Source organism: Microcoleus sp. F10-B2 (assembly GCF_036704965.1).
Taxonomy (GTDB): domain Bacteria; phylum Cyanobacteriota; class Cyanobacteriia; order Cyanobacteriales; family Microcoleaceae; genus Microcoleus.
Genome location: NZ_JAUBTB010000028.1, coordinates 32,510 through 48,451, shown reverse-complemented (window position 1 = coordinate 48,451; position 15,942 = coordinate 32,510). Strand labels below are relative to the sequence as shown.

Sequence of the window (15,942 nt, the reverse complement as noted above, 5' to 3'; positions counted from 1 at the left end):
ACTGCTGCCTGTGACTGCACAATTGTGAGTTTTGAATGTTTATTGATTTTACACTGAGTTACGGGTTAAAAATTTATTCAATAATTAAATTTTTGCAAATACCATTTTGGAGGTAAGAAGTATGGAGTTTCTGGCGGATGGAGATTGTGCGGATGCAACGCTGCTAATTGTTGTGCGATGCTGTGCGTCATCGTCTGCGACACTGGGAGCGATCGTGTAAATGATTGTTACAAAAGCTGGAACTATGCGTAAAAACATAGGGCTATTTCCGAAATGTAAGTAGAGGCTGGAATTTAGGGAGTAAAAAGCTATGAGGTTTGTATCAGAGGATGCAGGAGGCGATCGCGCCGATCGATCGGGCGACAGCAAAGCGAAGTCTAATCAGAAGGTGGAAACAGATATGCCATCAGCGCCAGAAAACAGAGAGAATCAGATTAATAAGGTTTTGAATCGAGTTGAGAAGATTTTGTGTGAAACTTGGGCAGAAACAGGGTTTGGCAAGGTGACTATTGAGAGTGAGAAGGCGGAAAGGGGTAAAGGTAAAATTCACGTGACTGTGAAGGGTTCAACTTTTTATCGGTATCACATTTCTGAGGAAGATGTTCGGGAGTGGAATTCAAAGGAATAGGTGCGATGGGTTGGGTGGGGGCGGGTTTTTATAATTTGTTGATGGGTGTCAAAGATTTAGGCGAACCCGCCCCTAGAGGTCTGGTAAAATATTCCTATAAATTTGTATGGGCGGGTTTACCGATGATTTTCGTCACCCACAGATAAACTTTATAAACCCGCCCCCACCCCACCATGAAACTTACTAAAAAAAGATAACTGGAGTATTGACAGGTTAAATTAAATCGTGTAGATTATTTTTACGTCGGGTAAAGTACCCGCAATGATATAGTCTGTACGGCTCAAAGGGCAGACAGTCTCTTTGTTAAAACAACTAAATATTAGGTAACAACCTAGCTTGAGATGAGTGTGATGCTCACGGGGCTGGTGAAAGGGCAAGCGCGATCGCTTCGATCGCATTTGTCACTTATCCGGCTCTTTGTGTTTTTTGGCAACAATTAGTTTTTTTGAGGAGATTGGATCATGAAAGGGCTAACAGATGATGAGTTTTTCGGTACAGAAGTGGATGCGGGTGTGAATTCGGTGGAGGATGGTACTTTGAGAATGGAAAGTGCGATCGGGCAGAATTTCCTCAGCAGTTTTGCGACAAGTCCAGATTTTCTGGCCAAGATGCAGGAAGCATTCGGCAACAGCTTTGATGTTGAGAAAGCTGTCAAGTTAGCATCAGCTTGGGCCCAGGGAGATTTTAGCAATTTTCCAGAGATTGAGATTCGTTCCGAAGCAGAGATTAATGGTGCTTTGGGTGCGTTTGCCGCTGCGACTGGGAAGATTTATCTGTCGCGGGAATTCCTTGCCAAAAATGCGGGGAATGTTACGGCTGTTGCGGGTGTTTTGCTGGAAGAGTTTGGGCATTTTGTTGATTCGCAGATTAATAGTGTAGATGCGATCGGGGATGAGGGGGAGATTTTTTCGGATTTAGTTCAAGGTAAGGCGTTGAGTCAGGGGGAATTGGCGGCGTTGAAGGGTGAGGATGATTCGGCGATCGTTGTTTTGGATGGGGAATTGAAGGCGATCGAGCAGAGAAGCCAATCAGATAATCTAGGCTTCTTTGCGGGAGAAATTAAAAATTGGACTGATAATCCCAGTGCCGAAATTCCACCAATTACTTTAATTGATGATAAAATTCCCGCAGAACCAATACAACAAAATTTTGACAATGGTTTTGTAAAATATGAGTTCGGACTTCAATCGACCATAAAAAGTGAATTATTTATAACTCCGGGCAATTATGGAGAAGCGAAGTTTTCTTATCCAGTGAATATCAGCGTAGAGTCACCAAATAACCTCAGCGCCAACCAGAGCTTCCCCCTTAAATTCGGCAGTCCTCAAGTTAATGGAGCATTATTTAACGGTATTGGTGATGGTGGTTCAAAAGCATTTGAAATACCCAATGCAGGTTTCAAGTTTGAACTAAATGTAGGCGAGGCAAAGTTCAAAAATATTGAGGTTAAAAGACCATTTCAAGAACCTATAAGGGTAGCTGGAATAGATGCAACTAACAATATAGGCAAAGCAGAATTAAAACTAGACGTACAAAGCTTTTTGGCGGGTCAGATAAATTTTGATTTTTTAGGTGGTACAATTAGTGCTAAACCTCCTGAAATCAAATCACTAAGCCCTGGAAAACCACCGGAAGCTACTGGTCAATTGCCAGCTATTGCTGCAACAGGCAGATCGGAAAACGTATTAAACTTTGGATTTGATATAGACAAAATAATCCTTTCCAAAATTCCCGCCTATCTTGCGCTACAAACAGCGCTTGTCCCTGCTGGTATAAACCTAGAAGGTCTTGGTTTTTCAGTCAAGTATCCGAATTCAGGAGAAGAAGAAGGAAAAGCACAAAAAGCTCAAGAGAGAGCTAATAAAGCAAAAGAAGACCTCCAAGTACAGTTGGATGTTTTAAGAACTATACCTGCTCAAGGACAGCAGTTAGCTTTACAAGAATCTGAAAGATTAAGACAAATATCTGAACAAGCTAGAAACGACGCAGATGCCGCCAAAACACAAGCTGAGGAAGCGAAAAAAATTGCTAACAATGATAGATATAATATTGCCCTGAGTGGTGATATTTTAGACATTCAAGCTAATGCAGGTCTAGCTCTACAACAAGATTTTTCATTTAACCCTGAGAAAATAAACGTTACAGTTTCCGTGGACGAGGGATTAGTAGATGGAGGAAAACAGAGTCAAGTAAAATCTCTAGCAGATTCGTTTGAAATTACAGCCCCATCTGACGGATGTGGAGTGATGAAAGTGAAAGTTAAGTATGAGCTAGTTGGTGAAGTTAAAAATGATATTGGTGTTGTACTTCAAGGCTCAATAGAGGGTAAAGCACTTCAAGTAGGTGGCAGTATTACTGCCGTAGGAACAAAATTTTTTGAAGATTCATTTGGACCTGCTTTATCAGTAAAACTACCCGAAGGTGGTCTTGCAAGTCCGCCATTTACTTTAGTGGGTAGCGACCCCGATCCTATCCCTTTTCTGCCTAGCGATCCAACTCTTGAGTCTCGTAAGATTAAGACAATTAAAACCTCTGAAATTGGTGGAACTGAACAGGATGATAACTCTCAATCTGAGGGTACAAAGAACCTAATTATCGAGAAAGAATACGAAATCCCTTACAACTTACCTGTCTCAGTCTCAGACGCAAGCATAGAGGAAGGGAATAGCGGCACTAAGGATCTAGTTTTCCCAGTAACACTACGCGATGTACCAAAAGAGGCAGTCACCCTATCCTATAGCTCACCTAAAGGTAATGGCTCAGTCACAATTGCAACAGGTCAAACCAGTGGTGAAATTAAAATTCCCGTGACTGGAGATACAACACCAGAGGACAATGAGACTTTTACTGTAACTGTAAAAGATCCATCTGGTAAACTCTTTGCTGACTGTAAAGGCACAGACTCTTCTGAGGCAACAGGCACTATCATCGATGATGACGGGAAACCTAACCCCCCCAAAAATGGAGGCAAAACCTACAACGATCCCCGCATCGTCACCATCGACAAACAATATCACGACTTCCAAGCTGCCGGAGAATTCACTTTAATTGAATCAACAACTGGCGACCTAAAAATCCAAGTCCGGCAACAACCTATTAACAACAACCCCCGCAGCAACGTCGCCGATAACACTGCCGTAGCAACAGTTTTGGGTGGAAAACGCATAGGGATTTACAAAGGTCAAGGACTTTTAATTGATGGCCAACCAACCCAAATTGCCAACGATGATGCACTTGCCATTGGAGACGGCCGCATCTATCGTGAAGGGAACACCTATACCGTTGTTTATCCTACAGGCGATCAATTAGTTGCAAAGGTAGGAAGTCGCGTCAATGTCGAGGTTTACTTAAAAGATGAACGCGAAGGCAAAGTCAAAGGACTACTCGGCAACTTCAACAAAAACCCCAAAGATGACTTAGCAAAACCCGACGGAACTGTAATTCCTGAACCAGTTTCCCAACAGCAACTTTACGGCGAATATGCCGATAGCTGGCGAGTCAATCAAGCTGAATCCTTATTCGACTACCAACCAGGTGAAAATACTAACACCTTTACCCTGCAAAATTACCCCCGCCAGAAAGTTAAAATCTCCGACTTAACCCCCGCCGATGTTGCAAAAGCCGAACAACTAATAGGCGATCGCATCAAAAATCCCACCACCCGCGAAGCTGCTATCATCGACCTCGTACTCACTGACTTCGATCCTGACATTCTTGAGGAAGCACTCAACGCACCCGATCCAGATAGCGTACTTGCGATCGCATCCCCATTCACCGCCAACAGCGACTTTACCACCACCACCGTCAACACAGCCACAACAATAGATATCCTAGCCAACGATACCACCGCCAAAGACCCCCTCTCCATCAAAGAATTCAACACAAAATCAGTTGCCGGCGGCACGATTACCCTCGACAACAACAACACCCCAGACGATCAAAGCGACGACAAACTCACCTACACCCCACCCCCAGACTTCACCGGCACCGATAAATTTAACTACCTCCTAACAGACGGCAAACAAATACAAGCCGCCACCGTTAATATCAACATCAACAGCCTCAAACTTGACGACCTTTCCGGCAATAACGGCTTCGTTCTCAACGGCACAGAAGCAGGTAATTTCTCAGGAGTTGCTGTCAGCAAAACTGGAGATATCAACGGCGACAAAATTGACGATATCATTGTCGGATCGTTCGGTGCCGACCCCAATAACGTCAACGCCGCAGGCAAAAGTCAAGTCATCTTTGGCACTCAAAAATTCCCCGCCAGCGTCAATCTTTCCCAACTCAACGGACAAAATGGTTTCACCCTCAACGGCACCGATGCCGAAGGTTTCAGCGGCGGCACAGTCAGCAGTGCCGGCGATATCAACGGCGACGGCATCAAAGACTTTATTATTGGTGCCTTCGGTGCCGCTGTCAACGGTCAAAATAATGCCGGAAAAACTTACATTGTCTTCGGCACAAACCAAGGATTTCCTGCTAATTTCAACCTGGCTAATTTGAACGGGAATAACGGTTTTGCCGTGACAGGAACCAACACCTTTGACTACGCCGGCCTCTTTGCGACTGGCATTAGCGATATTAATGGCGATCGCATTGACGACGTACTCATCAGCGCACCCGGCCCCCTCGGTGGCACACCCGGTAAAAGCTACGTCATCTACGGCCGCACCACAGGTTTTTCTCCTAACTTCAACCTAGCTGAAATTAACAACAACAACGGCTTTGTAATTAACGGCATTGACGGCAATTCTAGCGGTACTGCCAGCAGCGGCGATATCAACGGCGACGGCATCCCCGACCTTGTAATTGGTGCAGATGGTGGTACTACCAACGGCGGCATTAATGCAGGCAAAACTTACGTTATATTCGGTCAGCAAGGAGGATTTTCTGGCAGCATTAACGTCCCAGAATTAAATGGAACTACCGGATTTGTCATCGTCGGTCTCAATGCCGAAGAACGTTCTGGAATCGCCCTCACCGCCACAGGAGATATCAACGGTGACGGCAATAAAGACATCGTAATTGGCTCTCCCGGTGCAACAGTTGGCGACCAAATTAACGCAGGCAAAACCTACGTAATTTTTGGCAAAAAAGAGGCATTTCCTGTCATCCTCAATCCGGCTGAATTGAACGGCAATAACGGCTTTACAATCTTCGGTTTCGATGCCGAAGGCTCAGCCGGAAACGCCGTTAGCTATGCCGGAGATATCAACAAAGATGGGTTTGATGACTTATTAATAGGAGCCTCCAGCGCTAACTCTGACGATAAAAATAATGCTGGGAAAACATTTATTGTTTTTGGAAGCAAGGAATTTCCAGCTAATTTCAGCTTAGCAGAAGCTAACGGTAAGAATGCCTTAGTTTTAAATGGAGTAGAAACCGATGGTTTAGTTGGCACTGCTGTCAGCGGTGGGGGAGATATTAACGGCGACGGCATTGACGATATAATTATTGGCGCACCTGGCAGTTTATTTCAAGATTCTCCCGGCAAAAGTTATGCCGTTTTTGGTAGCCGAGGTTTCGGTTTTGCTAACCCGAATAATGGCTTGCAAGGCACGGTTCAAGATGATATTATCAATGGAACCCAGGAAGATGATACTATTTCCGGCCGCCAAGGAAATGATAAAATCTTTGGCAATTCAGGTCAAGATGTGTTATCAGGAAATCTTAATGATGACTACTTAGACGGTGAAAAAGGGCAAGATATTCTCATCGGTGGAGATGGAAATGATAGCCTTTTTGGTGGACTTGGTAATGACGTGCTTAAAGGCGACAACGGTAACGATATCCTCACCGGAGTTGACATCAATGCTATTAACCCCGGAATTGAGGAAATTGACACTTTAACTGGTGGAAGTGGTAGCGATATTTTCGTTTTGGAAGATGTCAATAACACTTACTACGATAACCTAGATAGCGACTACGCGCTGATTACTGACTTTAATGCTAGTGAAGATAGTATCCAATTGCAGGGTACAGCCGATGATTATCTGTTAGTTCCTTTCTCGCAAGTTAATCAAACTGATACGGCAATTTATCGCAAGGCGGCTCAAAATGAATTAATTGGCATTCTTCAAGGAGGTTCAAATTTGAGTTTAAGCAGTAATTATTTCAACTTTTTAGGGGCAGGTTAACCGATCAATTCTGTCACCCACTTACGCACACGAGGCTAGAAACCGGGTTTCTTCATAGATATTTAGTTGAGAATCAGAGATTTTTCTAAGAAACCCGGTTTCTTTGCGTAACTCCTGTTGAATTAATTCTTGATTTCTGGGTTGGGTGGGGGCGGGTTTAGATAATTTGTTGGTGGGTGTCAAAGATTTAGGCGAACCCGCCCCTACAGGCCTGTACAATATTAGGATTAATTTGTAAGGGCGGGTTAACCGATCGATTATGCCACCCACAGATAATCTTGATAAACCCGCCCCCACCCACCAATAACCCGATCGACAATCCCCACCCAACCGTAAAATTAAATAAAATAAAATTCAATTATCATTAAATTATGTCATCACTAATCTTAACCCGAATCTTCCTCACAGCCGCAGCCCTCTTCGGAGGTTTATCCGTTGCAAGCGGTGCTTTTGCCTCCCACGCTTTGAAAAATCAATTGACCGATCGGGCTTTAGCAATTTTTGAGACCGGCGCACGCTATCAAATGTATCACGCCCTAGCACTATTACTCGTCGCTTTACTCTTGAGCCGCGCCCAAGAGTCTCAAACCTTTTTTGCAGTGGCTGGATGGGCTTTTATTGCCGGCACGATCGTCTTTTCAGGGAGTTTGTACGCGCTGAGTTTGACTGACATCAAATGGCTGGGTGCAATTACGCCACTGGGGGGAGTTGCTTATATTGTCGGTTGGGGATGTTTGACAGTTGCAGCTTGGAGTTTCAAATAGAGATTGGCAATTACCAATGCCCAATGCCCCATTCCCCATGCCCCATTACCAATTACCAATTACCTAATTATCAAACACATCGCTGGAAAACATCTCTGTCAAAGTACGCAAGTAAGGTAAAAATACCATTAAATCTTCATCAGGAAGCCGATCGGAGATTTCCCAAAACAAAATCAGCAGCATATCCTGCACTAACTCCCAACTTACATGAAGTTTGGGGTACAACATCACGCAAATTGGAAACAATTCTTGCTGTACCGGGTGAATGCTACCTTCCAAAACGCACCAGCACAAATAGCTTTGAAAAATCTCGACATCCCGGATACCAGAAATTTTTACCTCCCGATCGCTCAAATAACCGCTCCTGCTGCGGTATCCTTGATGCTGGGAACTAGCCCGATCGTAAACTGCACCAGCAATCTGAGTCGTGTGCTGCAACAAATGCTGAACGGCTAATAGAGCTCTTGAATTCGGGGGCTGATTCGCCGCAGCTTCGTTAATCTCTCCGTAGGGAATGTGCACATAGTCCTCTAAAACTTTTAAGTATGGTGCAAATTGCGATCGCTCTAACTTTGAAAGACATCCTAACAAGATTTTGCTAGTGTATTGAAACTCCACCGCCACAAATCCCAGTGCTAACGGATCTGTCTCTGAGTATTTCCGCCTCATTTGGATAAGATCTTTTCCCACCAACACGGACAAGCGGAAAACAGATTCTCTATCCGCATAAGCGTCTATTGCTTTTAGATATAACGCGCGAGTGTTGGCGGCAATTTCTAAAGGATTAATTAAGATCGGATCGATCCCGTGCCGTTCTATTTGTTCCCCTAAAACAGCTTCTACTCTACTCCAAGCTATCTCGCTGGCTAATTTCAGGTTATCTTTCAATTTGTCAACTATTTTGGCTCGATTTCCCTCAAAGTTGGTTGACTCTGGGCTTGGGGGAATTTGTCGCGGGGCTTGGTTTTCTCGTGCCGCCACTGTACTGTAATATTTTTTTGCCCAGCTAACTGCTAAGGAAGAAACGTTGGCGCCTTTAGCGTCTGGGAGTTTGTGAATGTCCGATCCGCTAATACCTTGCGACGCCAGACTGTCGCCCTGTGGAAGTTCGTCTGCTGCTGGTAAATACTTTGAAGATATTTGTGAAATACCCGTCATGACAAACCTCGTTTTTTTATGAAGTCGCACTCGATTCACTCCCTTAATTTTTAACGTTGCTAACTACAGTTTTCTGCCTTTTTACCCTGACAGTCATCGGCCATTGTGCTTAAAACTATAGGTCATTTGGCTGTACTGCCTGCATTTTTTATAAGATATGCCTTAATAAGGTTATTTATTGTGCTCTAGGACACCATCACCCTGTGAATCGCCACCGTATTTTTTCCTGTCAAAACCGCAGAAAATAAATTTAATTTTTCTTAAATTTTCCGGCTTCAAGTCAATTGTGTTTCAAAAAAATTGCTCTTTGAAATATTTTATCTTTGTTTTATATCGCTTTTGTCATTCGCCCTAGTTTCTCAAATAACCTATGCTAAAGCACCAGCGAGCGGTGATTTGGATTAATTTATTTCCCTAGATAAATGAAAATTTTCTTTTTAGCCTTGCGGTTGTTAGGAAACCGTCATAAATAAAAAAAGCTGCTTTTATCAATAAATAATTAAATTTAAGATTAGAATAAAATTTGTGTGCGTTTCGTTAATGCCATGCCATCGCGGTTTTTTAGCTTTTTTTAGCTTTTCCAATCGCCCGCAATTGATAAGCGTTTATTTAAGCGTTTATTAATTGCCAAACCACCTTTCAAAACCGGAATCTAGATAGGCTCGCCCGATCGCTTTTCAAGATTATCAACTCCGGCTGGTTCGAGTCCTCCTCCTGCAGAGAGAGCTTGCCCCCATAGCGATAAGAAGGGGTTGATTGGGCCCCACGGGCGATCGCTCCTCAAAAACAGCACGGCCACTAGCTCTTTAAGGCTATGCCTTCGGGTAGGATTAATAGGACGAGAGGAAGTGGATAAAATGAGCGCCAGCAGCAATTCAACAGAAATCAAGTTCGGAACCGATGGGTGGCGGGGACTGATTGCCCATGACTTTACTTTTGCCAACGTGCGAAAAGTCACTCGGGCGATCGCCAGTTACCTAGAAACCGCTTACACCAAAGACCGCCCAGTTCTAGTCTCCTACGATACCCGCTTTCTGGCAGACGAGTTCGCCCGCACCTCGGCGGAAGTATTGGCAGATTTGGGATGGACTGTGAAAGTGGTCGATCGAGATTGCCCGACACCAGTCATCGCCTACAGCGCCAAGCATTTAAACTCCGCAGGAGCTCTGATGTTCACGGCTTCGCACAATCCCGCACCTTACTGCGGCATCAAATACATCCCCGACTACGCCGGCCCGGCAACCCCGGAAATTACCGATACAATTGTGGCAAATATTGCTGGTGCTTCTGATGCCCCAGCCAAAGGCAGTCACAACGATAAAATTTCGACTTTTGACCCGAAACCCGAATATCTGAAGTTTCTTTATACTTTGATAGATGTGGAGCGGATTCGCTCTGCTAAGTTGAAGGTGAAGTACGACGCCCTTTATTCGACTTCTCGCGGCTATCTCGACGGCGTTTTGGAACACTGCGGCTGCGATGTCGAAAGTTTTCACACCTACCGCGACGTGCTGTTTGGCGGCGGAATGCCCGAACCCAAGGGGGAACAGTTAGTTGAGTTGGTGGAAGCTGTTAAGAAGGATTCGGCGGATTTGGGTTTGGCTACCGATGGCGACAGCGATCGTTTTGGTATTGTTGACGAGTTGGGAAATGTCTTGACTCCAAATACCGTCCTGTTGCTGCTGGCGCGTCACTTGGTGAAGAATAAAGGCTTGACTGGGGCGATCGTCCGTACAGTCGCAACTACTCATTTACTGGACAATTTAGCCGCCAAGTACGGTTTAACAATCTACGAAACCGCAGTCGGTTTTAAATACATCGGCGAAAAAATGCGGGAAACTGCGGTGCTCATCGGTGGCGAAGAGTCTGGCGGTTTGAGCGTTTTGGGTCACATCCCCGAAAAAGACGGGATTTTGGCTGATATGCTAGTTGCTGAGGCGATAGCCTATGAAGGCAAACCGCTTTCTCAGTTAGTCGAAGAAGCCATTAAAGAAGCCGACGGCCCCCTGTACAACAAACGTTTGGACTTGCACCTAGAAGAAGCCCACAAAGCTGCAGTTTTGGAATCTTTTACCAAGAATCCCCCGACGGAAGTAGCAGGTATCGGCGTTAAGGAAATCGGCCGCAAAGACGGGATTAAACTTTATCTTGAAGACGGTGGCTGGGTACTGCTGCGGCCTTCGGGAACCGAACCTTTGATGCGCGTTTACCTGGAAACAAATTCTGTGGAAAAAGAAAGCCAAGTTGCCCAACACATGGAAAAGGTAATTTCCCAGTTAGAACCTGTTTAAATTTCTACCTATTCCAACGGGGGGTTTTTCCCCTAGCGCTTGGGATTGTGAGGTGCGCTTCGGCGCACCTTACGTATTTTTGATAACTCTTTCAAAGCCTCTGAACATTAATCATCGATACTGGTCAGCGATTTATATACAGCAGATTCCAGGTTTATGAAGTACACCCGCCTATCGTTCGATTCCCGTAGGGACACGGCGCCGTGCCGTGTCCCTACACTCCATAAACCTGGAATATGCTGTATTTGCAATACACTGGGATTTGTTAAAGTTTGGGATTTGTAAATTTATCTATTTATTTTTAATTTTTAATTAATTTTAAAATTTCCTAAATCTTTTCCGAATCTACTTGACTTTTATCCGGATCATCTTGTATATTATTAAATAATGGGGTGTTTGCCAAAATAAAAATTTTACATATATTTCAATAATAAAACAAGTATATAAGTTAAATTATTAGCCTGTCAACCCGTTTATGAAAACAATTCCTCTGCTCGCCATTAGTTTTTTAGTAGCAATTTTAGCAAGCGCGATCGGCATTATCTCAGTGCAGAACGCCACCCCAGTATCCTTAAACTTTATCTTCTTTAAATCGATACAAATACCCGTAGGAGTAGTATTGGCCATGAGCATTAGTGCAGGACTCATTGGCGGTGCGCTGCTGCAACCTCTGTGGAACCTTTCAGATTCCCCAAACTCGCGTCCTAAATTTCAGACAAATTCAGAAGACTCTAACACCGCAGAATATTAACTTAATTGCTGAATCCTTAGATTGAATACACTTGACCGTCAATCAGCAGCCGAGTAATTCCCTTGGCTAGCAAGTAAGGCGCGGCTTTTTGCAGCAGCCTACCGTCAGGAATCTTGAAAACTCTTTGATTGCGAGTAGCAAATCTGCGGGCCACTCGGTGATTGTCAAATACTGCCAGGGTTTTCTCGCGAATTTCCGCAGGCGGAATTTGACCCAGTTCGCCAAAAGCTTTTAGAGGTCTGGTGATTAACTCCGCTGCCCGATCGACCACCAAATAACAAATTTTGGGTACAGATGCTTCGCTTAAAGGCAAAACTTGAATCAGTCCTGTACCCCGAAGCTCGTTAGCGAAGCCCTCGAAGAGGATCGACTCGCCCGACGATATCGATCCCAGCATACCGCCTTCAAACAGAGAGTCTTCATCCTCTAAATCTTCGTCGAAGTCGTCATCTAAATCGTCTTCACCGTCATCGTCATCCCCATCGAAATCGCTAAAATCTTCACCTGCCAGCAGCCCTTTGGGTGGCAGCATTGCCTTTAGTTCACCAGTCACAACAGCGCGGTGGCTGCGATCGGCAAGATTGGCTGCTTGGGCTTCTGGCAAATCAGAAACATCCAAATCCGACTCTACAGTTCCTGGAGTTTCGAGTTCTCCCATTGGTTCAGCGGCCGATGCAGAACGCTTTCGGATCGTCGGCCTCGAATTTGAGGCTGACTGGGAGGCTGGGACTGACTCAGACAGGGGGACAGCTACAGGATCGGTTTCGCGATCGGCTTCCGACGACTCAGCAGTAGCCTCTGTCGGTTTAGAAACACTGCTGCGATCGGACAAACGCTTTTGTTTTTGGTGGACTAGAAATTCGTATTCCGGCTCCGACAAAGCGCCCTGAAGGATGCGCCTCACAGTCGAACTGCTCACTCCGTAGCGCTTTGCCAGAGTGATAGTATTTTCGTCCGACTGTCGGTACAGCCTGAGGAGTTCCCGTTTGTCTGAATCGGAGAGTTTTGTAGGCGTCATGCCAAGTTTTCCAGCAAAAAGACGTGAAAAGACGCAGGCTAGCGGTCAGCGAACTGTGATTTTTCTTTTTCGATTTAATAAATTTGAGAGATGCCGACAAGAGTAAAAAAGCTTTCGCGTCCCCATCACTTGCCGAAGCAACCCTAATCTCCAATCGCTACGCGGCGCGACGAGTGCGCCTGCTCTGGCGAGAACGGGTTGAGATGTCATGTTCCAAGATAGCTCCAATCGCGAACAGGATGCCGCTGAAAACAAAAAAGACTTCCAGCAAACTGCCGCTTTGATAAGTACCCTCAGCCTGAGTATCGCGCCATTTAAAGTACATATCTGCGATGTAAAGCGAAAAAGTTGCAGCCGCAATCATCCTCCAAGATTGGGAAAAACGTCCTCCCCAAAACGCCAGCAGCAGTGCAGTAGCAATAATCAGCAGAAAAACGTCCCCGACGATGTAAAACAAATTGATTGCATTTTTGTGAGGCGAGAGTTGCTTGTCCAGTGCCATCACCCATGCCGGAGCTGTAGTTGCTTCTGCTTCTGCTTCTTCTTCTTCGGGTGCGGATTTAGCATCAATAGCTGCTGCTCCTTTTGCCTGTAACTTGGACGCGTCCAAAGCAGGCGCTTTTCCGTTGGCAGCGGTTGCTGGTGCAGATTCTGTCACTACTTCCTGGGTGGCTGCCGGAGCCATTCCTAGCTGCGCCCTCCAAGAGTCAGGTGCAGCCACCCAGATAGCTACAGCAATCCCGAAGGCTGCAATTCCCGCTAACAAACCCCACTGCCAAATTTCTAGATTCAGGCGCTTGGAAGTCACAGCTAGAACCATGCCCCCGATCAGTACCACATAGCTGCCCAGATAAAACGCATCTGCTGGAGACACGTCCGGGTCTAACCCGAAATAGAGTTCCCAAATCCCGAACAGCACGTTGGCGATGAAATAGAACAGCATCCCCAGACCAATGCCCAGCCAGACGTTGCGCCCGCTGACCATGTGCGGGCTTTGCCAGTTTCTAAAACAGACTAAAGCCGCTCCCAAGAATGCTCCGCATTCAAAAATATAAGTGCCGATCGAGTACCAAAGCGGTAAACCCTCTTCTGCTGAGAGGGGGACGCTGAACAGCAAAAAGAACAGCAGCGCCATTACAGCCCAGACAATACCCGCAATCACTAGGGTCTGAGCTGACAGTAAAGATGGAGATGTAGATGACTTTTCTGAAGTGCTACTCATAGGGATTCCACGAGACCTAACTAGCGGTTGAACGCACCCCATCTCAATTTTTGATTGTAGATGAGGATTCTTTCGCCAAAAAACCTTTGTCTGACGCTCCCGGAACAACTGGCGTCCTCAGCGTGTTGTCGGGACTTTTGCCCTCGTACACTCTAGAAAGACTAAGCAAGACAAATATCTATTTACTAATTCAAGGAATTAGTCGTTAGTCGATCTTTTGCCCGGAAATATAATGATAGAAATACGGTATGTGTTCCACCATTAAGGCTTTTACAGTACCAAATCTATCTATGAAATTATACCCTCAAATGTTGCTGTATCTGTTTTTTTGCTTTCGCACTCCCCGACTCACATCAATGATTGTGGTTGGGGAGTGCGATCGAAATTCAGTTAAGTTGCCCGACCATAGATGGCATCCAAACCGAATCAACAATTTGGTTGGTCAATACAAGTTGGCAATCCAACCTGTATATCCCGTACCCCCTACAGTGCAGTTATCTAAGCTCAATTATCTCAGCCCAATTGTCTGAGCAATTGTCAAAGATTTTCTATCCTGCGCTCCACAATTTGTTGAGGGCTGATTGTTTCAGCCAATCTAGAAACTGATTCCGATCCGGTGCTGACATATCTTGCAGCACATCGCTTACTCCCTCAGCGAAGTCCGTATTGCCAAAATATGATTTGCCCAAACGGTGGAGTTCTTGCAATAAGGTCTTGAGATGCTGCTCTTGCCAAGGAGGCACCTTATGATTTTGCAAGGGACTAACGGTCAGCCAATTTTTGATCGCATCAGGGGAGTCTGCCTGGGGGAAGTTTCCCTGCTGAAATACCTTGGCGATATCTTTCTGAAACGATGTGGCTTGCCTTGCGCCTAAAAGGTCCTCTACATCGAAGTAAACTGCTTGGAGAAGCAGCAGACAACCCTGCGCGAACAGCGGTGCCTTGGCTGCTTCATTACTTGCCGGTTCTTCACCCGCAAGCTGGTCTAAACGGACTTTTCCCCAGACGCTATATCTATCCGGCTCTTCTAGCAGAACGCACGCTTTACCTCGGTTGTCGGTTAAGTCCCGCCACAAGGCTCTGGCGTCTTCTGCTTGCTTGCCGTTGAAGGCGCTGATCAGGCGAAAAGTCTGCCCCTGATAATTGAGAATGGGAATTTGTTGATCCCGTTTTGGGTGTTGAAAATTGGTTATTTCAACATCCTGCCGTTTCAGAATAAACATGACACTGCGATTTGACTCCTGTCATGGCCGAGGTGCTGTGCTTTTGACACTCCCCATGCCTAAAGGCGAGGGGATTCTTGATTCAGCGAGTCCACTTAAATTAGCAGGATTGCTCCCGATCACCCAGAGATGGTTCTCTCATCAAGCGTTTCGATACTTTTTTGCTAACAAATGCTAACAAATATCTGAGCTGAGATAGTCTCTCAGCCTGGGCGTATAAATCAATGCACGAAGGAAAATCCCCCGCGCACAATTTACGACTGCTGTACTGGCAACGCTTGATTTTCGCGCTCTTGCCGAGCGGGCGATTGACTGTTTTGCTTTGATGCCGTAGAGGAAGCTGATAGATAGGCTTCTTACCATCAGGGATTTTCACCTGAGTCTTTCAATCCTAGTTCTACCACATTTTTCTCAAATATCAAGTCGAGCAGAATATTAGCAAACATAACTGAATATCAGCTAATTAGTCATTGTGGCTCAACTCATGCCTAAAATCAGGGGGCAATCTCTGGTTGTTCGGTTATGCGGTCAGCGTTTTAGGCTTTGGCACTATCGAATATTAACATAATCAATAGGTATCTCCGAAAAAGCACCTGTGACTCTTGTCGTGTCTGAGCGCGGACTTAATTTCTGAAGATATCCCATCGACCAAATATTTGGGTTTCAACTCCACCTCTAAATACTTTACCCGAGTTCACGTCCTACCTAGTTTGGATTGTAAATTTACAACTATGCTGTTTTCAG

The 15,942-nt window shown here is 45.3% G+C and carries 11 protein-coding genes; 6 read left to right on the top strand and 5 right to left on the bottom strand.

All coding sequences use genetic code 11. From position 1 onward, the window contains the following. Positions 1 to 84: 84 nt before the first annotated feature. The gene (locus QUA99_RS13240; RefSeq protein ID WP_333237171.1) at positions 85 to 258 is read right to left on the bottom strand and encodes a hypothetical protein; all 174 of its coding nucleotides are present in this window, start codon (positions 256 to 258) and stop codon (positions 85 to 87) included. Between the two features lie 52 nt (positions 259 to 310). Here QUA99_RS13240 and QUA99_RS13235 point away from each other — a divergent pair, with 52 nt between their 5' ends. The 3 genes from QUA99_RS13235 to QUA99_RS13225 all read left to right on the top strand — a co-directional run bounded on the left by QUA99_RS13235 (position 311) and on the right by QUA99_RS13225 (position 7,535). Beyond that, positions 311 to 628 (top strand): hypothetical protein, encoded by a 318-nt coding sequence (locus QUA99_RS13235; RefSeq protein ID WP_333237167.1) that lies wholly within the window; start codon positions 311 to 313, stop codon positions 626 to 628. A gap of 461 nt (positions 629 to 1,089) precedes the next feature. Continuing rightward, the gene (locus QUA99_RS13230) at positions 1,090 to 6,771 is read left to right on the top strand and encodes a VWD domain-containing protein (RefSeq protein ID WP_333237165.1); all 5,682 of its coding nucleotides are present in this window, start codon (positions 1,090 to 1,092) and stop codon (positions 6,769 to 6,771) included. A gap of 371 nt (positions 6,772 to 7,142) precedes the next feature. Further along, on the top strand, positions 7,143 to 7,535 hold the full coding sequence (locus tag QUA99_RS13225; protein ID WP_333237164.1) for a DUF423 domain-containing protein: 393 nt from the start codon (positions 7,143 to 7,145) through the stop codon (positions 7,533 to 7,535). A 63-nt stretch (positions 7,536 to 7,598) separates the two neighbouring features. Here QUA99_RS13225 and QUA99_RS13220 read toward each other — a convergent pair whose 3' ends face one another. Then, positions 7,599 to 8,693, bottom strand: coding sequence for a hypothetical protein (locus QUA99_RS13220; protein ID WP_333237162.1), 1,095 nt, complete (start codon positions 8,691 to 8,693; stop codon positions 7,599 to 7,601). Positions 8,694 to 9,550: 857 nt separating this feature from the next. Between QUA99_RS13220 and QUA99_RS13215 the strand changes: the two genes are divergently transcribed. Both QUA99_RS13215 and QUA99_RS13210 read left to right on the top strand, forming a co-directional pair. Further along, complete coding sequence (locus tag QUA99_RS13215; RefSeq protein WP_333237159.1) at positions 9,551 to 10,984, top strand: phosphoglucomutase/phosphomannomutase family protein; 1,434 nt, start codon at positions 9,551 to 9,553, stop codon at positions 10,982 to 10,984. Positions 10,985 to 11,459: 475 nt separating this feature from the next. After that, positions 11,460 to 11,735 (top strand): LapA family protein, encoded by a 276-nt coding sequence (locus QUA99_RS13210; RefSeq protein ID WP_333237157.1) that lies wholly within the window; start codon positions 11,460 to 11,462, stop codon positions 11,733 to 11,735. A 16-nt stretch (positions 11,736 to 11,751) separates the two neighbouring features. Here the strand turns inward: QUA99_RS13210 and QUA99_RS13205 are convergent, their stop codons facing one another. Both QUA99_RS13205 and QUA99_RS13200 read right to left on the bottom strand, forming a co-directional pair. Beyond that, positions 11,752 to 12,753, bottom strand: a complete 1,002-nt coding sequence (locus QUA99_RS13205; RefSeq protein WP_333237155.1) for a hypothetical protein — start codon at positions 12,751 to 12,753, stop codon at positions 11,752 to 11,754. A 157-nt stretch (positions 12,754 to 12,910) separates the two neighbouring features. Beyond that, entirely contained in the window at positions 12,911 to 13,975 is a 1,065-nt protein-coding gene (locus tag QUA99_RS13200; RefSeq protein ID WP_333237152.1) for a hypothetical protein, read from the bottom strand. Positions 13,976 to 14,265: 290 nt separating this feature from the next. Between QUA99_RS13200 and QUA99_RS13195 the strand changes: the two genes are divergently transcribed. Further along, positions 14,266 to 14,505, top strand: coding sequence for a hypothetical protein (locus tag QUA99_RS13195; RefSeq protein ID WP_333237150.1), 240 nt, complete (start codon positions 14,266 to 14,268; stop codon positions 14,503 to 14,505). 18 nt (positions 14,506 to 14,523) lie between these two features. Here the strand turns inward: QUA99_RS13195 and QUA99_RS13190 are convergent, their stop codons facing one another. Continuing rightward, entirely contained in the window at positions 14,524 to 15,198 is a 675-nt protein-coding gene (locus tag QUA99_RS13190; RefSeq protein WP_333237148.1) for an Npun_F0813 family protein, read from the bottom strand. Positions 15,199 to 15,942: the final 744 nt, after the last annotated feature.